General features: G+C 52.0%; 11 protein-coding genes, 1 tRNA gene and 3 rRNA genes. 11 read left to right on the forward strand and 4 right to left on the reverse strand.

Annotated elements, in window-relative coordinates; translation table 11 throughout:
- Positions 1 to 478 precede the first annotated feature (478 nt).
- The 4 genes from A6A26_RS06350 to rrf all read left to right on the forward strand — a co-directional run bounded on the left by A6A26_RS06350 (position 479) and on the right by rrf (position 5,624).
- A 16S ribosomal RNA gene (locus tag A6A26_RS06350) occupies positions 479 to 2,018 on the forward strand.
- A 90-nt stretch (positions 2,019 to 2,108) separates the two neighbouring features.
- Positions 2,109 to 2,183, forward strand: a tRNA-Glu gene (locus A6A26_RS06355).
- Positions 2,184 to 2,393: 210 nt separating this feature from the next.
- Positions 2,394 to 5,300 (forward strand): 23S ribosomal RNA (locus A6A26_RS06360).
- 208 nt (positions 5,301 to 5,508) lie between these two features.
- A 5S ribosomal RNA gene (rrf, locus tag A6A26_RS06365) occupies positions 5,509 to 5,624 on the forward strand.
- The 16S, 23S and 5S rRNA genes sit together here with 1 tRNA gene alongside, the layout of an rRNA operon.
- A 610-nt stretch (positions 5,625 to 6,234) precedes the next feature.
- Here rrf and A6A26_RS06375 read toward each other — a convergent pair.
- Positions 6,235 to 6,450 carry a YdgH/BhsA/McbA family protein gene (locus tag A6A26_RS06375; protein ID WP_063877956.1) on the reverse strand — a complete coding sequence of 72 codons (216 nt, stop codon included), beginning with the start codon at positions 6,448 to 6,450 and terminating at the stop codon, positions 6,235 to 6,237.
- Positions 6,451 to 7,139: 689 nt separating this feature from the next.
- Here A6A26_RS06375 and A6A26_RS06380 point away from each other — a divergent pair.
- The 6 genes from A6A26_RS06380 (at position 7,140) to aceK (ending at position 15,043) form a co-directional block, all read left to right on the forward strand.
- Positions 7,140 to 8,210, forward strand: a complete 1,071-nt coding sequence (locus tag A6A26_RS06380; RefSeq protein ID WP_063877957.1) for an ABC transporter substrate-binding protein — start codon at positions 7,140 to 7,142, stop codon at positions 8,208 to 8,210.
- Entirely contained in the window at positions 8,179 to 8,916 is a 738-nt protein-coding gene (locus A6A26_RS06385; protein WP_063877958.1) for a substrate-binding domain-containing protein, read from the forward strand. The genes A6A26_RS06380 and A6A26_RS06385 overlap by 32 nt, the downstream gene beginning before the upstream one ends.
- 159 nt (positions 8,917 to 9,075) lie before the next feature.
- Positions 9,076 to 10,005 (forward strand): homoserine O-acetyltransferase MetA, encoded by a 930-nt coding sequence (gene metA, locus A6A26_RS06390; RefSeq protein ID WP_063877959.1) that lies wholly within the window; start codon positions 9,076 to 9,078, stop codon positions 10,003 to 10,005.
- Positions 10,006 to 10,267: 262 nt separating this feature from the next.
- Positions 10,268 to 11,866, forward strand: coding sequence for a malate synthase A (aceB, locus tag A6A26_RS06395; RefSeq protein ID WP_063877960.1), 1,599 nt, complete (start codon positions 10,268 to 10,270; stop codon positions 11,864 to 11,866).
- 17 nt (positions 11,867 to 11,883) lie between these two features.
- Positions 11,884 to 13,185, forward strand: a complete 1,302-nt coding sequence (gene aceA / locus A6A26_RS06400) for an isocitrate lyase (RefSeq protein WP_063877961.1) — start codon at positions 11,884 to 11,886, stop codon at positions 13,183 to 13,185.
- Between the two features lie 58 nt (positions 13,186 to 13,243).
- Complete coding sequence (gene aceK / locus A6A26_RS06405) at positions 13,244 to 15,043, forward strand: bifunctional isocitrate dehydrogenase kinase/phosphatase (RefSeq protein ID WP_063877962.1); 1,800 nt, start codon at positions 13,244 to 13,246, stop codon at positions 15,041 to 15,043.
- Here the strand turns inward: aceK and uxuR are convergent.
- From uxuR to A6A26_RS06420, 3 genes are all read right to left on the reverse strand, one after another.
- Positions 15,001 to 15,771, reverse strand: a complete 771-nt coding sequence (gene uxuR, locus A6A26_RS06410; RefSeq protein ID WP_063877963.1) for a Uxu operon transcriptional regulator — start codon at positions 15,769 to 15,771, stop codon at positions 15,001 to 15,003. The genes aceK and uxuR overlap by 43 nt on opposite strands.
- A gap of 209 nt (positions 15,772 to 15,980) precedes the next feature.
- Positions 15,981 to 17,243 (reverse strand): glucuronide uptake porin UidC, encoded by a 1,263-nt coding sequence (gene uidC, locus A6A26_RS06415; RefSeq protein WP_063877964.1) that lies wholly within the window; start codon positions 17,241 to 17,243, stop codon positions 15,981 to 15,983.
- A 123-nt stretch (positions 17,244 to 17,366) separates the two neighbouring features.
- Positions 17,367 to 18,896 (reverse strand): MFS transporter, encoded by a 1,530-nt coding sequence (locus tag A6A26_RS06420; RefSeq protein WP_063877965.1) that lies wholly within the window; start codon positions 18,894 to 18,896, stop codon positions 17,367 to 17,369.
- A gap of 585 nt (positions 18,897 to 19,481) precedes the next feature.
- Between A6A26_RS06420 and A6A26_RS06425 the strand changes: the two genes are divergently transcribed.
- Positions 19,482 to 20,660 carry a serine hydrolase domain-containing protein gene (locus A6A26_RS06425; RefSeq protein WP_063877966.1) on the forward strand — a complete coding sequence of 393 codons (1,179 nt, stop codon included), beginning with the start codon at positions 19,482 to 19,484 and terminating at the stop codon, positions 20,658 to 20,660.
- Positions 20,661 to 20,803 lie beyond the last annotated feature (143 nt).

Here is a 20,803-nt window from a genome sequence, read left to right on the forward strand (position 1 = left end):
ACGTTTGCGTGATGCTCGTCTAAATTTAACGCTTCCAGGAATGTGGATAACTTTGTGTGTAACTGCGTATAAAGTGGGGTTTTGCTGTGTAATGCAGCGAACGGTCATTTTTATTGAATTTAGCCCTTGTCAGCCTGAGAGAACTCCCTATAATGCGCCTCCACTGACACGGCACAACGGCTTACGGAATGCGGTGTCGGGAGGTTCGGGAAACTGAGCCGCCGGAGAAAAACTTCTGGAAAAGAGGTTGACTCTGAAGGAGGAAAGCGTAATATACGCCACCTCGCGACAGACGGTTAACCCGCTGTTCGCACTGCTCTTTAACAATTTATCAGACAATCTGTGTGGGCACTCGCAGGATTGATATCAGCGTCTCCGGACGTAAAAAATATCAAGTCTCACGAGTGAACACATAATGAAATTCATTATGACGTTTTACAGATGAGCACCGCTGAACTGGTTTCAGCAAATCAAACTTAAATTGAAGAGTTTGATCATGGCTCAGATTGAACGCTGGCGGCAGGCCTAACACATGCAAGTCGGACGGTAGCACAGAGAGCTTGCTCTCGGGTGACGAGTGGCGGACGGGTGAGTAATGTCTGGGGATCTGCCCGATAGAGGGGGATAACCACTGGAAACGGTGGCTAATACCGCATAACGTCGCAAGACCAAAGAGGGGGACCTTCGGGCCTCTCACTATCGGATGAACCCAGATGGGATTAGCTAGTAGGCGGGGTAACGGCCCACCTAGGCGACGATCCCTAGCTGGTCTGAGAGGATGACCAGCCACACTGGAACTGAGACACGGTCCAGACTCCTACGGGAGGCAGCAGTGGGGAATATTGCACAATGGGCGCAAGCCTGATGCAGCCATGCCGCGTGTATGAAGAAGGCCTTCGGGTTGTAAAGTACTTTCAGCGGGGAGGAAGGCATTGTGGTTAATAACCGCAGTGATTGACGTTACCCGCAGAAGAAGCACCGGCTAACTCCGTGCCAGCAGCCGCGGTAATACGGAGGGTGCAAGCGTTAATCGGAATTACTGGGCGTAAAGCGCACGCAGGCGGTCTGTTAAGTCAGATGTGAAATCCCCGGGCTTAACCTGGGAACTGCATTTGAAACTGGCAGGCTTGAGTCTCGTAGAGGGGGGTAGAATTCCAGGTGTAGCGGTGAAATGCGTAGAGATCTGGAGGAATACCGGTGGCGAAGGCGGCCCCCTGGACGAAGACTGACGCTCAGGTGCGAAAGCGTGGGGAGCAAACAGGATTAGATACCCTGGTAGTCCACGCCGTAAACGATGTCGACTTGGAGGTTGTTCCCTTGAGGAGTGGCTTCCGGAGCTAACGCGTTAAGTCGACCGCCTGGGGAGTACGGCCGCAAGGTTAAAACTCAAATGAATTGACGGGGGCCCGCACAAGCGGTGGAGCATGTGGTTTAATTCGATGCAACGCGAAGAACCTTACCTACTCTTGACATCCACGGAATTCGGCAGAGATGCCTTAGTGCCTTCGGGAACCGTGAGACAGGTGCTGCATGGCTGTCGTCAGCTCGTGTTGTGAAATGTTGGGTTAAGTCCCGCAACGAGCGCAACCCTTATCCTTTGTTGCCAGCGATTCGGTCGGGAACTCAAAGGAGACTGCCGGTGATAAACCGGAGGAAGGTGGGGATGACGTCAAGTCATCATGGCCCTTACGAGTAGGGCTACACACGTGCTACAATGGCGCATACAAAGAGAAGCGACCTCGCGAGAGCAAGCGGACCTCACAAAGTGCGTCGTAGTCCGGATCGGAGTCTGCAACTCGACTCCGTGAAGTCGGAATCGCTAGTAATCGTGGATCAGAATGCCACGGTGAATACGTTCCCGGGCCTTGTACACACCGCCCGTCACACCATGGGAGTGGGTTGCAAAAGAAGTAGGTAGCTTAACCTCCGGGAGGGCGCTTACCACTTTGTGATTCATGACTGGGGTGAAGTCGTAACAAGGTAACCGTAGGGGAACCTGCGGTTGGATCACCTCCTTACCTGAAGATACCTTCCCGCGAAGTGCTCACACAGATTGTCTGATAGAAAGTTAAAGAAGCAAGACGGCTGCGAAGTCGAGACACGTCCGTGTCCCCTTCGTCTAGCGGTTAGGACTCCGCCCTTTCACGGCGGCAACAGGGGTTCGAATCCCCTAGGGGACGCCACTTGCTTGGTGACAGGTGAAAGGTGTTGCCCACATATCTTAAAGATGACTTACGAGTCGTGTTTAAGATATTGCTCTTTAACAATCCGGAACAAGCTGAAAATTTGAAACGACGCATTGTCGTGTTCCTCCGTAATAAGGAACACAGGACAACGCGTTCGAGTCTCTCAAAAGCTCATGACACGCAGCGTAAAACGCCTGTGGGTTGTGAGGTTAAGCGACTAAGCGTACACGGTGGATGCCCTGGCAGTCAGAGGCGATGAAGGGCGTGCTAATCTGCGATAAGCGCCGGTAAGGTGATATGAACCGCAATAACCGGCGATACCCGAATGGGGAAACCCAGTGTGACTCGTCACACTATCATGCAGTGAATACATAGCTGCATGAGGCGAACCGGGGGAACTGAAACATCTAAGTACCCCGAGGAAAAGAAATCAACCGAGATTCCCCCAGTAGCGGCGAGCGAACGGGGAGGAGCCCAGAACCATCATCAGCTTGTGCATCAGTGGAAGCGTCTGGAAAGTCGCAGGGTACAGGGTGATACTCCCGTACACAAAGGTGCACAGGCTGTGAGTTCGATGAGTAAGGCGGGACACGTGGTATCCTGTCTGAATATGGGGGGACCATCCTCCAAGGCTAAATACTCCTGACTGACCGATAGTGAACCAGTACCGTGAGGGAAAGGCGAAAAGAACCCCGGCGAGGGGAGTGAAACAGAACCTGAAACCGTGTACGTACAAGCAGTGGGAGCCTTCTTTATGGGGGTGACTGCGTACCTTTTGTATAATGGGTCAGCGACTTATATTCTGTAGCAAGGTTAACCGTATAGGGGAGCCGCAGGGAAACCGAGTCTTAACTGGGCGTTAAGTTGCAGGGTATAGACCCGAAACCCGGTGATCTAGCCATGGGCAGGTTGAAGGTTGGGTAACACTAACTGGAGGACCGAACCGACTAATGTTGAAAAATTAGCGGATGACCTGTGGCTGGGGGTGAAAGGCCAATCAAACCGGGAGATAGCTGGTTCTCCCCGAAAGCTATTTAGGTAGCGCCTCGTGAACTCATCTCCGGGGGTAGAGCACTGTTTCGGCTAGGGGGCCATCCCGGCTTACCAACCCGATGCAAACTGCGAATACCGGAGAATGTTATCACGGGAGACACACGGCGGGTGCTAACGTCCGTCGTGAAGAGGGAAACAACCCAGACCGCCAGCTAAGGTCCCAAAGTCATGGTTAAGTGGGAAACGATGTGGGAAGGCACAGACAGCCAGGATGTTGGCTTAGAAGCAGCCATCATTTAAAGAAAGCGTAATAGCTCACTGGTCGAGTCGGCCTGCGCGGAAGATGTAACGGGGCTAAACCATGCACCGAAGCTGCGGCAGCGACACTATGTGTTGTTGGGTAGGGGAGCGTTCTGTAAGCCGTTGAAGGTGTGCTGTGAGGCATGCTGGAGGTATCAGAAGTGCGAATGCTGACATAAGTAACGATAAACAAGGTGAAAAACCTTGTCGCCGGAAGACCAAGGGTTCCTGTTCAACGTTAATCGGAGCAGGGTGAGTCGACCCCTAAGGCGAGGCCGAAAGGCGTAGTCGATGGGAAACAGGTTAATATTCCTGTACTTGGTGTTACTGCGAAGGGGGGACGGAGAAGGCTATATCAGCCGGGCGACGGTTGTCCCGGTTTAAGCGTGTAGGTGTGTGTTCCAGGCAAATCCGGTTCACTTTACACTGAGGCGTGACGACGAGGCACTACGGTGCTGAAGTGATAAATGCCCTGCTTCCAGGAAAAGCCTCTAAGCATCAGGTAACACAAAATCGTACCCCAAACCGACACAGGTGGTCAGGTAGAGAATACCAAGGCGCTTGAGAGAACTCGGGTGAAGGAACTAGGCAAAATGGTGCCGTAACTTCGGGAGAAGGCACGCTGGCGCGTAGGTGAAGGGACCTGCTCCCCGAGCCGAAGCCAGTCGAAGATACCAGCTGGCTGCAACTGTTTATTAAAAACACAGCACTGTGCAAACACGAAAGTGGACGTATACGGTGTGACGCCTGCCCGGTGCCGGAAGGTTAATTGATGGGGTTAAGCGCAAGCTGAAGCTCTTGATCGAAGCCCCGGTAAACGGCGGCCGTAACTATAACGGTCCTAAGGTAGCGAAATTCCTTGTCGGGTAAGTTCCGACCTGCACGAATGGCGTAATGATGGCCAGGCTGTCTCCACCCGAGACTCAGTGAAATTGAAATCGCTGTGAAGATGCAGTGTACCCGCGGCAAGACGGAAAGACCCCGTGAACCTTTACTACAGCTTGACACTGAACACTGAGCCTTGATGTGTAGGATAGGTGGGAGGCTTTGAAGCGTGGACGCCAGTCTGCGTGGAGCCAACCTTGAAATACCACCCTTTAATGTTTGATGTTCTAACGTAGGCCCGTGATCCGGGCTGCGGACAGTGTCTGGTGGGTAGTTTGACTGGGGCGGTCTCCTCCTAAAGAGTAACGGAGGAGCACGAAGGTTGGCTAATCCTGGTCGGACATCAGGAGGTTAGTGCAATGGCATAAGCCAGCTTGACTGCGAGAGTGACGGCTCGAGCAGGTGCGAAAGCAGGTCATAGTGATCCGGTGGTTCTGAATGGAAGGGCCATCGCTCAACGGATAAAAGGTACTCCGGGGATAACAGGCTGATACCGCCCAAGAGTTCATATCGACGGCGGTGTTTGGCACCTCGATGTCGGCTCATCACATCCTGGGGCTGAAGTAGGTCCCAAGGGTACGGCTGTTCGCCGTTTAAAGTGGTACGCGAGCTGGGTTTAGAACGTCGTGAGACAGTTCGGTCCCTATCTGCCGTGGGCGCTGGAGAATTGAGGGGGGTTGCTCCTAGTACGAGAGGACCGGAGTGAACGCACCGCTGGTGTCCGGGTTGTCACGCCAGTGGCACTGCCCGGTAGCTAAGTGCGGAAAAGATAAGTGCTGAAAGCATCTAAGCACGAAACTTGCCCCGAGATGAGTTCTCCCTGACCCTTTAAGGGTCCTGAAGGGACGTTGAAGACGACGACGTTGATAGGCCGGGTGTGTAAGCGCAGCGATGCGTTGAGCTTACCGGTACTAATGACCCGTGAGGCTTAACCTTACAACGCCAGAGGCGTTTTGGTTGAGAGACGATTAAATTTTCAGCATTGTTTACCGGAAAAGAATTTGCGGAAACGACAGATTTTGCGGCATGAGAAGGCGCAGAGCGATGACGTCAGCGGGAGCATACTGAAGTATGTGACCGTTGCGGCAGAGCGAATGCAACGCGTTCATGGCGTAAAAGAGTCGTTTCGTGCACAAAGAATTTGCCTGGCGGCTGTAGCGCGGTGGTCCCACCTGACCCCATGCCGAACTCAGAAGTGAAACGCCGTAGCGCCGATGGTAGTGTGGGGTCTCCCCATGCGAGAGTAGGGAACTGCCAGGCATCAAACAAGTGAAGAAGCCCTGAACGAAAGTTCAGGGCTTTTTTACGTCCGTAACCTGCGGAAAGCGGGGCGTCAGGCCGGTTATGCTGCGCGGCCGGGACTGCGCGAGCGCCGTCCGCGTCATTCAAACCGCCGGGCCGGGATAAAACGGCGCGTGAGAAAGCCGGATGGAATGCCGCACCTGGCGTCATGTACCTGCGGCCCTGACCGAAGACGGCGAACCGCCTGATCATCCGGATACAACAAACGCCGCGAATGCCTGCCCGCACCCGCCAAATTCCCTCTGTGTTTTAGATCCAGCACAGCGCCGCCCTGCATTAACTCGCAACAGCAATAAAGGTCGTGAATGGTTGTCGACTAAACGGCAGGATGAGTAAAGGTCGCCAGCGCTATCCGGCTCAAGCCAGACAGGCTCCAGCTATATTTGCGTTTATTGGCAGATGGGGCTTTTGGAAAGACGCACTTCAGAACCCTTTCCAGTGTTGAAATCTGTGCGGCGGTATTACAGGCAGACTTAATGATAAAATACCTAAAAAAGGCCAGCTGCTTTATAAAACGGATATCCGTTATATAAAAACAGCTGGCCCTTTTGCTTATTTAGCGCTGGCATTATTTGTATAATTCAGCCGTTACATGGGCGTAATTATTCGTGTCTGCACTGATAACTTTAAAATGGTCACCTTGTTGTTTAGCCTGTCGGGCGATTTTAGAAACCGCGCCATCCAGCGTTAATGAGGTGGCAGAGACAGTTTGTGCGAAACAACCAAAAGACATCAGTGAAAAGGCTACAGCAGCCGCAGCTGACGTTACTTTATTGATTTTCATAACATTACCCCTTAATTCCGGTTGATGAAGGAGTCTGTATGGCTCCGTTAAAATCAAGTTAGCAAAATGTATGCATTCTAAAATTAACGCCGTGTGCTCTAATTAATATCAAGCTGATAGCATTATTGTCAGAGTGTAAAAGAGAATATCAGTGAGTTAAATGTGTAGGGATTTAATACTGAAATAATAGAATTACACAGATGAGGTGTAATTTCCGCCCGACTTTTTTAGTTAATAGGGCGAATAATAAGTAATAGCCCTCCGACGCCAGGCAGATAAAGGCGTTGGCTAAAAACCTCAAAACTCTCCTGCCAGTTTTATGCAACTCACACAACGATTCTGTCTGGCCTTCAATCGTACCGGGTCAAACTGTTATCTGAATTGGGTACGAGAATGCCGTTCATCATGATCCTTCCAAGGGCATAAGTATGTCTCAATGTTCGCCGCCAGTATGATCCAGGCAAAAGGCTCAGCCTGGCCCGTAAAATCACTTAGGCTGAACAGGCTTGCTCCTCTCCTTCTCTGGCCTCAATCCTCAATCCGCCAATTCCCGATGAGCTTAATGGCCGCAGGCTGAGCCGTTCGCTACTGTTCCATTGCGACACGTGCCAGGCGTTGAGCATCAACAGGCTACCTTGCCGCAGATAAGCGCTATATAATCCATTGCATTACGCTTTGGAGACGCTTCATTGAAAAAAATACTGACTCGCCTGGTCCTTGCTGGCCTGCTGACGTTGACCGCCTCAAACAGCTACGCCAGTCGTGTTGTGACCGATCAAATTGGCCGTACCGTCACGATTCCAGATCAGGTTAATCGCGTGGTCGTGCTTCAGCATCAAACGCTCAATCTCCTCGTGCAGTTAAATGCGACAGATAAAATCGTGGGAATTCTCGCTAACTGGAAACAGCAGCTCGGGGACGATTACGCAACCCTGGTGCCTGAACTGACGCATAAAGCGCTGCTAGGTGATTTGACCCACGTGGATTTGGAAAAACTGGTCGCGCTGCATCCACAGGTGGTATTTGTTACCAACTATGCGCCGAAAGAGATGATTGACCAAATCACTGCGCTGGGCATTCCGGTGCTGGCAATCTCGTTGCGTCACGATGATGCCGGGCAGCAGGGTGAGATTAACCCCAATATGCAAAACGAAGATCAGGCGTACGATCTGGGTATCAAAGAAGGCATTACGCTGATTGGTGAGGTGGTGAACAGGCAGCAACAGGCCAGAGCATTACTTTCAGCGGCATTTGCCGGTCGAAAGATAGTGACTGACCGTCTCAAAAACAGACCTGAACAGCAGCGTGTCCGCGCTTATATGGCCAATCCCGATCTCACTACCTATGGCGCAGGGAAATATACCGGCCTGATGATGGCCCATGCAGGTGCCCTAAACGTTGCAGCCTCGACCATTCAGGGCTTCAGGCAGGTCAGTATGGAACAGGTGGTAGTATGGAACCCACAGGTGATTTTCGTTCAGCATCGTTATCCACAGGTGGTACAGGAGATTCAGCAAAATCCGCTTTGGCGAACCCTTGATGCAGTGAAACATCATCAGGTATGGCTAATGCCTGAGTATGCCAAGGCATGGGGTTATCCGATGCCGGAAGCGATAGGTTTAGGTGAACTGTGGATGGCGAAGAAGCTCTATCCTGATAAATTTCGCGACATTGATATGCAGCAGCAGGCTGACCGCTGGTATCACCGTTTTTACCGGACCTCGTACCATGAAAACGTTACACGTTCTGGCAGCAGGTAGCCTGCGTGATGTGTGGAAGGCGCTAATCGCAGCCTTTAACATCCAGTCCGGCTTAATGGCAGACACGCAGTATGGCCCTGCCGGTTTACTGCGCCAGCATATTGAGCAGGGTGACGTGTGCGACCTGTTTGTTTCGGCCAACCTGCAGCATCCTGCCAGGTTGCTGTTGCAAGGCCTTGCACAAGATACCGGTCATTTTACAAATAATACGCTCTGCCTGACGGTGAAACGTGATTGTGTCCGGGCCGGGGACGACTGGCTGTCGCTGCTGCGGCGTAATGATTTACGGCTGGCGATCTCAACCCCACATTGTGATCCCTCCGGTGATTATGCCTGGCAGCTGTTCGACAATATTGAACAGCGCCATCCCGGTTGCGGCGATTTTCTCAGGCGCAGAGCAATCGCGATGGTGGGCGGCCCGGACAGCTTGCCGGTTCCAGATGGCGAACTGGCGGCAAAGTGGTTAATCGATACAGGACGTGCTGACCTTTTTATCGGCTACGCCAGCTATGCGCCCCGCCTGAACCCTCATTCACAATGCCTTGTCCTGACTATCCCTCCCGATTACAACGTGCAGGCGAAGTATGGCTGGGCCACGCTGTCAGCTGCCGCCAGGCCGCTTGCCGCCTTCCTGCGCTCCGACGAGGCGCAACGTATTTTGCGGCAGCACGGTTTTCTGCCCCTCGGTTTTAAAATGCCTCTTTAATTTCTGTTCGCCTCAAACCCTGTGCTGAAGGGAAGGCCTCCCCGCGCCTTGAAACTTTTTCACCTGTCGATATGCAGGCTCGACATTTAGCGTTTAACTGGTTATCTTTGGCTGTCTGGATGTCTAAACGTATATATGGTTATGAGAGGTGATTAAGCCATGCCAATCAGGGTCCCCGATGAATTACCGGCAGTAAATTTTTTACGTAACGAAAACGTCTTCGTGATGACGTCGTCACGTGCCAGTGTTCAGGAGATCCGTCCGCTTAAAGTGCTGGTTCTTAATCTGATGCCGAAAAAAATTGAGACTGAAAATCAGTTTCTGCGGTTGCTCTCAAACTCTCCGTTACAGATTGATATTCAACTGCTGCGTATCGACAGCCGGGAATCGCGCAATACACCCAGCGATCATCTCAACAATTTCTACTGTAACTTTAACGATATCCAGCACGATAACTACGACGGCTTAATCGTTACAGGTGCGCCGCTCGGGCTGGTCGAATTTAACGATGTGGCGTACTGGCCGCAGATAAAACAGGTTCTGGAATGGGCTAAAAACCATGTCACCTCAACCCTGTTTGTCTGTTGGGCGGTGCAGGCGGCATTAAACATTTTATACGGCATTCCTAAACAAACCCGGCAGACTAAACTGGCAGGCGTCTTTGAACATCAGATACTGCATCCCCACTCATTACTGACCCGGGGTTTTGATGATAATTTTCTGGCGCCTCATTCCCGTTATGCCGATTTCCCTACCCAGTTAATCACGGATTACACTGACCTCGAATTATTTGCTGAATCGGAACAAACCGGTGCCTACCTTATGGCGAGCAAAGACAAAAGGCTGGCGTTTGTGACCGGGCACCCGGAGTACGATGCACTGACGCTGGCGGGAGAGTTTCAACGCGACTATGAAGCCGGGCTGAATCCTGAAGTACCCTATAACTATTTCCCACAGGATAATCCCCAGCTTACACCGCGCGCCACCTGGCGTAGCCATGGAAACCTGCTGTTTTCAAACTGGCTGAATTATTACGTCTACCAGATTACGCCGTTTGATCTGCGCCATATGAATCCCACGCTGGAATAATTCTTTTTTAGCCACAACTGAACCGTGTTAGCCGCTGGCAGCACGGTTTTTTTTCGTCTGTAAAACTTTAGTGAAAAGTATTACCTGTTAAAAAATAAAATAAATCATTTATTAATCATGATGATAAGCTGTTTTTTTATTAAAAATGGAAATAGTTTTTGATTTTAAAATTAAAATGAATATGCTCTGATCCTGTAGCTCAATAATTACCCTATATGCGGATCACCCGTTTTGATCCGCCTGAAAACAGGAGAGAGCAAACATGACAGACTCCGTTATCAACAGTGAATTACTGTTCAGCAAGCCCTTTAATGATGCTGAAAAACAGCTGCTTACCGCAGATGCCATCGCTTTCTTACAGGCGCTGGTGACGCGTTTTGCGCCACAGCGTGAGGCGCTGTTAACCGCACGTCAGGTAAGGCAGAAGCAGTATGATTCCGGCCAGCTACCGGGTTTCGATATGGAAACTGTTTCCATAAGGGATCGTGAATGGGCCATCCGCGGCATCCCGACCGATTTACAGGATCGTCGAGTGGAGATCACCGGCCCGCCCGATCGCAAAATGGTGATTAACGCCCTGAATGCCAACGTAAACGTGTTTATGGCAGATTTTGAGGACTCCCTGGCACCCACCTGGGAAAAACTGGTTGATGGGCAGCAAACCCTACGCGAAGCCGTTGCCGGCACGCTGCGTTATACCAGCGATAACGGCAAAATCTATCAGCTACGAGCCGATCCTGCGGTATTGATGTGTCGGGTTCGTGGCCTGCATCTGTCTGAAAAACATGTTAGCTGGCAGGGCAATGCGATTCCCGGCGGTCTGTTTGACTTCGCACTCTACTTTTTTCATAACGTCAAAGCCTTACTGGCAAAAGGCAGTGGCCCCTATTTTTACCTGCCAAAAACCGAGAGCTGGCAGGAGGTGGCGTGGTGGCGGGACATTTTCAGCTTTGCCGAGGATCGTTTTGATCTGGCGCGCGGTACCATCAAAGCCACCGTGTTGATCGAAACGCTACCGGCTGTTTTCCAGATGGATGAGATCCTGTGGAATCTGCGGGATCATATCGTGGGACTGAACTGCGGCCGCTGGGATTATATTTTCAGCTATATCAAAACGCTGCGCGAACATGCGGATCGGGTTCTGCCCGATCGCCAGTCTGTAACCATGGCTCAGCCATTTCTGGATGCTTACTCACGATTACTGATCCGAACCTGTCATCGACGTGGCGCTTTCGCCATGGGCGGCATGTCAGCGCTCATTCCCAGCAAAGACAGCGCGCGAAATGAATGGGTACTGCAGCGCGTTACAGAAGATAAACAGCGTGAAGCCAACAACGGACATGACGGCACCTGGATCGCGCATCCCGGCCTGGCAGACACGGCGATGTCAGTGTTCAACCATGTACTGGGTGAACGCCCCAATCAGCTCAACATTCTGCGGCAGGATGACAGTCCGATAACGGCTGAACAGCTTCTGGCACCCTGTGAAGGCTATCGAACGGAAGCGGGCATGCGCGCCAATATTCGGGTGGCGTTGCAGTATCTGGAAGCCTGGATTAGCGGCAATGGTTGTGTCCCCATTGATGGCCTGATGGAAGATGCCGCAACCGCAGAAATTGCCCGTACCTCTATCTGGCAATGGATACGCCACCATAAATCCCTGCAGGATGGACAGCCAGTGACGGCGGAACTGTTTCAGCAGCTACTGAATGATGAGTTGCAAACGTTACAGATGCATCTGGGTGATAAGTCTTTCAGTTCAGGTCGTTATGAGGAAGCGGCACGCTTGATGGCGCAGATCACAACCCAGGACGAACTGGTTTCTTTTCTTACTCTGCCAGGCTACCGCCTGCTTCCCTGACTCAAGGAGCCGTTGCCATGACACGTACTCAACACATCCAGCAACTCGAAAAATACTGGCAGGACACGCGCTGGCAGGGCATTACCCGCCCCTACAGCGCAGAAGAAGTCGTTAATCTACGCGGTTCGGTTCTGCCAGCCTGCACTCTGGCAGAGCGCGGGGCGGTGAAACTCTGGTCGCTGCTCAACGGTGATGCCAGAAAAGGCTATATCAACAGTCTGGGGGCACTCACAGGCGGTCAGGCGTTGCAACAGGCAAAAGCCGGTATAGAAGCGATATACCTCTCTGGCTGGCAGGTCGCTGCCGATGCCAACGTGGCAGGGCAGATGTATCCCGATCAGTCGCTCTATCCGGTTAACTCTGTGCCTGAGGTGGTCACCCGCATTAACCAGACGTTCCAGCGTGCCGACCAGATTCAGTGGGCCAACGGTATCGAACCGGGGGACAGCCGCTTTGTCGACTATTTTCTGCCCATCGTGGCCGATGCAGAAGCCGGTTTTGGTGGCGTGCTGAATGCGTTTGAGTTGATGAAGTCAATGATCAGCGCAGGCGCGGCGGCCGTGCACTTTGAGGACCAACTGGCGGCCGTGAAGAAATGCGGCCATATGGGCGGAAAGGTGTTGGTGCCAACCCAGGAAGCCGTGCAGAAACTGGTGGCGGCGCGCCTGGCCGCCGATGTGATGGGCGTGCCCACTATTCTGCTGGCGCGCACCGATGCGGATGCCGCCGATCTGATTACCTCTGACTGTGATGAATACGATCGGCCGTTTATCCGCGGCGACCGCACGGCGGAAGGTTTTTTCCGTACCAACGCCGGTATTGAGCAGGCCATAAGCCGGGGGCTGGCTTATGCCCCTTATGCCGATGTCTTGTGGTGCGAAACCGCCACGCCAGATTTGGCAATGGCCCAGCGTTTTGCCGATGCTATCCACGCCCGCTATCCAGGCAAGCTACTGGCTTACAACTGTTCGCCCTCGTTTAACTGGAAAAAGAATCTCGATGATAAAACCATCGCAGCTTTTCAGCAGGCGCTCAGTGACATGGGTTATCGCTTCCAGTTCATTACGCTGGCCGGTATTCACAGCATGTGGTTCAACATGTTCGATCTTGCGCACGCTTACGCCCAGGGCGAAGGCATGCGTCACTATGTGGAAAAAGTACAGCAGCCGGAGTTTGCTGCCCGCGAACGGGGTTACAGCTTCTCCTCGCATCAGCAAGAGGTTGGTACCGGCTATTTCGATCGGGTGACCACTACGATTCAGGGCGGTAAGTCGTCGGTGACGGCCCTGACAGGCTCCACCGAGGAACACCAGTTTTGAGTTGAGTCTGTGTCTTTCCCGCCCGGTATTAACGGGCGGGCTTTTTCAGGAGGGAATCATGCCGCCACGCGAATCACTGATTGCGCATACCATTCTGCAGGGGTTCGACGCGCAGTATGGCCGTTTTCTCGACATTACTGCGGGCGCACAACAGCGTTTTGAACAGGCCGAATGGCAAGCGGTACAGCAGGCGATGAAGGCGCGTATTCATCTTTATGATCATCACGTAGCTCTGGTCGCCGATCAGCTACGGGCACTGAACGGGGCGGCACACTGGGACGATGCATTTTGGCTGGCGATCAAAAGCCATTATGAAACCTTGTTACCTGACTATCCGCGCTATGAAATTGCCGAGAGCTTCTTTAATTCGGTTTACTGCCGGTTGCATGGACATCACGCGCTGCAGCCGGAACGTCTGTTCATTTTCAGCTCACAGCCGGCCTCGGCACCCACGCACTCTGCGCGCCCGCTGGCGCGAACCTATCTGCCACATCAGGGCTGGCAAGTGCTGCTCGATCAGGTACTGCGCGACGTGCCGTTAACGTTGCCATGGCAGGATCGGGAGCGCGATGAAGCGTGGATTTTACGGCATTTGCATGAGCAATTTTCCGCATCACAGTTGGATAATGGCTGGCTGGACGTTTGCAGTGAACTGTTTTTTCGTAATAAAACGGCCTGGATTGTTGCCCGGCTGCATCTGCCAGACGGTATTTTCCCCTGTCTGTTGCCGATTCAACGTAGCGATAAGGGCGAGCTGTGGATTGATACTTGCCTGACGGACGTGAACGATGCCAGCATCGTGTTTGGCTTTGCCCGCGCCTATTTTATGGTTTACGCCCCGCTACCTGCGGCGCTGGTGGCCTGGCTCAAGCCCATATTGCCAGGGAAAACGCTGGCAGAACGTTACATGGCCATCGGTTGCCAGAAGCATGGCAAGACGGAAAGCTACCGTGAATATCTGCAGGCGCTGGCGCAATCCGACGCCGCGTTTGAGATTGCACCGGGCATACGTGGCATGGTGATGCTGGTCTTCACATTACCGGGCTTTGACCGGGTATTTAAAGTCATCAAAGATCGGTTCGCCCCGCAAAAAGAGGTCACCGAAATGCAGGTGAGGGCCTGCTATCAACAGGTCAAAGAGCATGACCGTGTGGGACGCATGGCCGATACACAGGCTTTCGAACAGTTTGCGCTGCCGCTCGCGCGCATTGCGCCGGCGCTGCTGCTGGAGTTCCAACAGACCATTTCCGGGAAACTACGCATCGAAGGCGATCGCCTGATCATCAGTCATCTCTGGCTGGAGCGCCGTATGCAGCCGCTTAATCTCTATCTGGCGCAGGCCAGTGAAAGCCAGCGCCAGCATGCCATTGAAGAGTACGGCAATGCGATCAAGCAGCTGGCTGCCGCCAACATTTTCCCCGGCGATATGCTGTTTAAAAATTTTGGTATCACCCGACATGGGCGCGTCGTGTTTTATGATTATGATGAAATCCGGCCTATGCACGAACTCACTTTTCGCGATGTGCCACAGGCGCGTTATGAAGAAGATGAACTCTGTGCAGAACCCTGGTACAGCGTGGGGCCGGATGACGTTTTTCCTGAAACCTTCCGTTATGCATTATGCAGCGAGCCAGCGACAGGTGCGCTGCTACAAAAGCGGCATCCGGAAATTTTTGAGGCGGGCTGGTGGCGCGCGCAACAGCAGCGTATCGCCCAGGGACATATTGAGGATGTGATGGCCTGGCAACATGCTCAGCGTTTCAGCATCCGTTACGGCAGCGCGTTGCCGCCCGGTGTGCCTGCCGTGACAGGCGTTCAGGCGTCAGTATTTGCCAGCGGCCATGAGTCAAACAGGTAACCATCAAAGTCGAGGTCATCCACATTGGAAAACTCCAGCAGGCGCTGTTTAACATTTTCCAGATGTTGCCACATTGCCCGCTTGGCAGCGCGAGCATCTTTTTTGATGAGTGCAGCAAGAATTTGCCGGTGATCCACTAACCATGCTTTGCGATAAAGCGTATCACCAAGGTGGCTATGCAATTGAATCCACATGGGATTATTTTCACGCCACTGCCATGACTGACGAAACAGTTCGACCAGCATGCTGTTATGCGTCGCTTCGGCGATGGCAAGATGGAAATGCATGTCACCGCTCTCTGAGTTTTCCAGCGAGCAGGAGACCAGTTCGCGCTCTTCTAACAGCAGGGCCTGGCGCATCTTGATGATATCCTGGCGGGTGGCCTGAAGTGCAGCAAACTCGGCGATATTACTTTCCAGCAGCTGCCGTGCCTGGAGCTGCTCAAACGGGCCCGCATCATTGCAAAAGCCGGTGTTCACATTGTTCATGTGCAGCGGCGTTTGAGACTCAACGACGTAAATACCCGCACCGCGTCTGACTTCAATCAGCCCCTCTATTTCCAGCATAATTAAGGCTTCGCGCACCACGGTCCGGCTGACGTCAAGCCTCTCAGCCATTTCGCGCTCTGGCGGCAAACGCTGACCACAGCGGTAAGGGGTTTCCAGAACAAGCTGCCGAATTTTTGCAGCCACCTGCTGATAGGGCCTCTGTTGAGAGGCAGATTTCATGATGATGCTCCTGTCGGACACGCGCTACCGGCAAAAACTATACCACCTAAATCCTGCGGCAACAGGGTTCTACGCACGACAGGATAAACAGGTCAACCAGATGGGTAGGGGATTTATTCTTTGCGTAACAAGTATTTAAATAATCATTAAAAAGCGGCGCTAACAAGTGCCGCTTTTGAAACATCTTTGTGACGTGCAAGGGGAAACGGTCACTTAAGCATAAAGTCGTATTGTATGCCGGCTTTCACATCCCAGTAATAGAGTGTGTCACCCAGTGCGCTGCCAGGCCGTTTCTCTCTGGCGCGGTCAGCCGCCACATACATGTTGAGTCCTTTGAACGATCCCTCTGTGACGTTGTACATCACGCCGCCCATCAGCCCCAGCCCTTTGATCCTGGTATGGCGCTGCTTGTCTTCATAACCTCGGGTGATCACCGGCCCCAGCATCACACCGAGGTTCTGGTTAAAGAAATATTGCCCGCCAAGCTGAACCGACAGCATGTTTTCTTTATTGCGATCGATACTCAGTGAATCGGGATAACCGATGTCGGTATAAATAATGCGACCATCAATGTCATGCGTCAGTTTACCGATAGCGCCAAACAGGCGCGCATTGTCAAACGAGTAGGTTAAACGACCTGAAACCAGCGCGGTGTCATGATGGTAGCTGAGGGGTTTACTCATTCCCTCAACCTGACCGTAAAACCCCATCAACTCCCATTTCAGCGAGCGATTATCATCAAAGGTGTGGGTTTTTTCGAAAATGCTTTGGATCTGCGTTGAAACATCTGGCTGGTAAGAGGCACCAACCGAATAGCGTGAAGAGGCATCGTGCCAGGAACCGGCCAGATAAGTGCGCGCCCGACGGGGATAATAGTTGCCCGTTGCGGTGTCAATCACCCCTTCATCACGTATACCGGTAGCCGAATCAACATAGTAAAAGGCGCGCTTACGCCACATTGACCACAACGTCAGGTTTTCTGTTGCCTCAAAGCGGGCCAGCACACCTTCAGAAAGGGTCTGTATCGTGCGCGACGAATTATCGGCAATCAATGGGATGCGGTACGGCAAACTACCGTAACCATAGTCAGTCCCAAATCGGCCCAGGGTTAAGTAAAGATTATCAGCGGGTTTAAGTTTGAGTGCGCCGATAGCCACACCAAAACTGTCGTGCCCGTCCAGATAGTAGCGCGTGCTCCAGCTGTCTTTGGCGCCCAGCTTGTAAACATAGTACGCACCTGCGCTAACGCCGATAAAGTCAGCGTAGTAGCGGGTATTCACGTCAATAAGTCCGCCTTGTACCCAGGCGTAAATATCACGCCCCGTGCCAGCACTGGGCTTATCTGCCCGTCTAAAATCATTTTTTAAACGAATTCTTAAACTGTCTTCATTGTCATTAATGGCGGCGGCGTACGGCAGCGCGGGGCAAAGCAGCAACGCGATAGCCATGTAGCGAAAAAAGTGTGTTTTCATAAAGGAACCCATAGCGTATTTATTATTTTTTTCATGACATTCAGGCGAAGGCAGAGTGGGCTGCTATCCGGTTGGATAAGCCATGCGTAACGGGCAACCCACTGTAAAACAGGCCTGGTTGAATTAAGGACGCGCGTTATTCTCCTGCTGCCACACCTGATCATAGTCATAGCCGGTCAGGGCCTTCACCACGACTTTAGTCTCGGGTGTACAGTCGGCTTTATTCCCGCCCGCCTTCAGACGATCAATTTCTTTCACCAGAACCCGATGTGTTTCGCGGGTGAGCTTAAATTTGAAGGTCATATATAAGCTGATGAGTAATAAACCGCCGGTGCCAAAGACCAGCAGGCCGGTAATCGCATTCAGAGCACTTTCAGGCTGGATTAGCTGGCCTTTAACGAAATTACTGTGTTCCAGTACGGTACCGACCGCCATAATGGCGATGGCGACGGTACTTTTACGCATCAGCGTCATGACACCGGCAAAAACACCTTCACGCCGCTGACGCGTGACCATTTCATCCACATCAGGAATAAAGCTGTAAATATTCCAGGGGATAAAATAAAGTCCCGCGCGACCAAAGCCCAACAGAACAAAGACCAGTGTGGTCAGCCACCATGAAGAAACCGCGCTATGGCCGATATACATCAAAATGAGATAGCCCAGTACAACAAAAACACACAGATAAGAAATACGCATAGCAAGCGCGGGCCGGATATTCAGCTTGTCCAGCATAAACATAAAAAGCAGCGTTGCGGGAATGGAAACGGAGGTGGCAATCGAAAGGTAGGCGGATGCGTTTGCCGCATCCAGGTTCAGACCATAAACCACGAAATAAACAAAAACCGCAATGAAAATATCCAGTGCCGTGAATGATGAAATATAGATAATCAGGTGCTGTCTGAATATTTTTATCTTGAACGTCGTGGCCAGCTCGATGAACATATTTTTCAGGTGAGCTAAAAGCCCAATACCCGGCCCAGAATTGAGCCGCTCAAACGCTTCGGGATTCATATCTTTTGATTCCCAGGTACAGTACCAGGTGATCAGCACCACAATAAAAAACAGACCTGAAAACAGGATGCCGGTATAGGTAAAGGTCAGCGCTGAATCCTGGCCCAAATACTGGATCATAATGCCCGGTACTGAGGCGGTGAGAAACACACCCACCTGCGAAAACGTCAGACGGACTGCCGCCATCCGGGTTCGCTCACCAAAATCATTGGTCATCTCTGCCGCCAGGGTTTCCCAGGGCACCAGCACCATAGCCACCAGTAACTCGACGGCGAGATAGGTGCCAAGATAGTACCAGTAGCCCATATCACTGACCCAGACCAGCGCATAGATAAACATCATCGGGGCGCTGATCAGCAGAAAGAAGCGGCGTCGACCAAAACGTTTACCCAATCGGGTGCTGCCAAATTTATCGGTGATATAGCCCATTATTGGGCTGAGAATGGCGTCAATGATGCGGGCAATAGCAAAAATCGAGCTCGCCTCCAGCATGGAAAGTCCACAAAACGTCGTATAGAAAAACAGTAGCCATGTACCGATTAGCGCCATGGAGCCGCCGCCAAAAATATCGGTAATGCCATAGCCTATTGCGGTGCCCGTCCCCACCTTCCTGCGTGGCGGTATTGTTGTTGTCATCATGGTTTTCCCTTGATTAACTCAGTGTGACAGTCATAAAACATCTTCCGGTGGTTATGCGTTCGTGAAGATGAAGAAATATTTTCTGTTTGGTTTTTAATTAGATAAATAGTTATGTTTAATCGGAGTTTTGTTTAAATGATGATCCTCCTTTGTTGTTTTTATTATTTTCTGATCTGGCTGTTTTAAATAAGTAAAGCAAGCTGTGTATTAATGTTTGGTTTATTTTGGTTGACCAGTATTAAGCGCGGTAGAGATAAGAAGTCAGTTTGTTTTTATTGTTTATCAGTCTGTTTTTATAAAAGTGGTGCGAGGGAATAGTAATCACTCTGCTCTTTTAAAAAAAAGAGGTTGATCACAAATCCCCTGGATGTCCATCAGTTAGACTTAAATTCAATTTTTGGTTGACCAATTAAATAAGTGAGGTGTTTTTTGCGACAGGCGGATGTTATTTAGTGTGTTTATTATTTGGAGTGATTGTTAAGTAGGATGGTTAATAAAATATATATAAAGTGAATTTAATGCGTAATGCAAAGAATGCATAACGATAATGCCTTTCATTTTTCCAATTTATTCAAGGAATCGATAATGCTTTATTTTACATCAGGACTGGTTAAATACTCTGCGAAGCTTGAAGCCGCAATAGATGCGGCTATTGATTATGCAATAGATATACAGCGTGTTGTTGGGTGCACGGTGATGGTGGCAAAAGCGGGCGAATTAATTTATCAGCGGGCGGCAGGGCTGGCTGACCGAGAGCAAAAGAAAAGCATGACGCCGGACGCCATTTTCCGCCTTGCCTCACTGACTAAGCCCATAGTGAGCCTGACGGCAATGCGCCTGATTGAACAAGGCGACATGCGTCTTGATGACGATATTACCCGCTGGCTTCCCGATTTTCGTCCCTGTCTGGAAGACGGTCAGCCTGCGACCATCCTGGTGCGGCACCTTCTGAGCCACACCTCCGGTTTACGCTACCGCTATTCCGCTCCGGCGGATTCTCTTTACCACACGCTGAATGTGTCTGACGGGATCGATTACCAACCGGGATTGACCCTCGAGGAGAATCTGCAGCGCCTTGCAGGCACCCGGTTACAGTTCAGGCCCGGAACCGGCTGGCGTTATTCTTTGGGCATTGATGTCCTGGGCGAAATCATGGTGCGGGCGACGGGAAAAAGCTTACCGGAGCTGGTGAGTCATCACGTAACAACCCCACTCGGGATGAAAGATACGCTGTTTAGCGTCAGGGACAGGGAGCGTTTAACCACGGTGTATACCGACGACAGTCCGGCGCCCACGGCGATGAGTGATAACCAGCGGATACCTTTCGGTGAAGGTGCCGCTATTTTCTGCCCTGATCGTATTCTTAAACCCGACGCCTGGCCCTGCGGTGGGGGTGGCATGGCAGGGACGGCACCAGACTTTATGCAATTGCTGGAAACCCTCCGGCGTCAGGGATCGCCACTCATCTCACAAGACAGTTTTGACTATATGACGCAGGAACAGGTGGCGGCGAAATATGCGACCCAGGGGCCAGGATGGGGATTTGGCGTGGGATGGGCATTGCTGGTGGACCCTGATGCGGCCAGATCGCCTCAGTCAGCAGGTACGCTCTCGTGGAGTGGTGCTTACGGCCACACCTGGTTCGTCGATCGCAAAAACGAATTGTGCGTGGTCGCCATGACAAACACGACACCGGAAGGGGTCAATGGTCAGTTCCCGATCATGCTGCGCGATGCCGTGTATAAAGGGTTACAGGCGCGGTGACGGGAAGGCGCTGACGGCTGGCGCCTCTTTTTGAGGCGCTGGCCAGCCCGCAGGTGGCTCGGGTACAGGCTGTTGCTGATAGAGACCGGGGTTTATAACGTATGAGGGCGGCTGCGCCAGTGCTATCGGGCGGTCAGCCGTGA

The organism is Pantoea sp. OXWO6B1 (genome assembly GCF_001641135.1).
In the GTDB taxonomy this organism is placed as follows: Bacteria; Pseudomonadota; Gammaproteobacteria; order Enterobacterales; family Enterobacteriaceae; genus Pantoea; species Pantoea allii.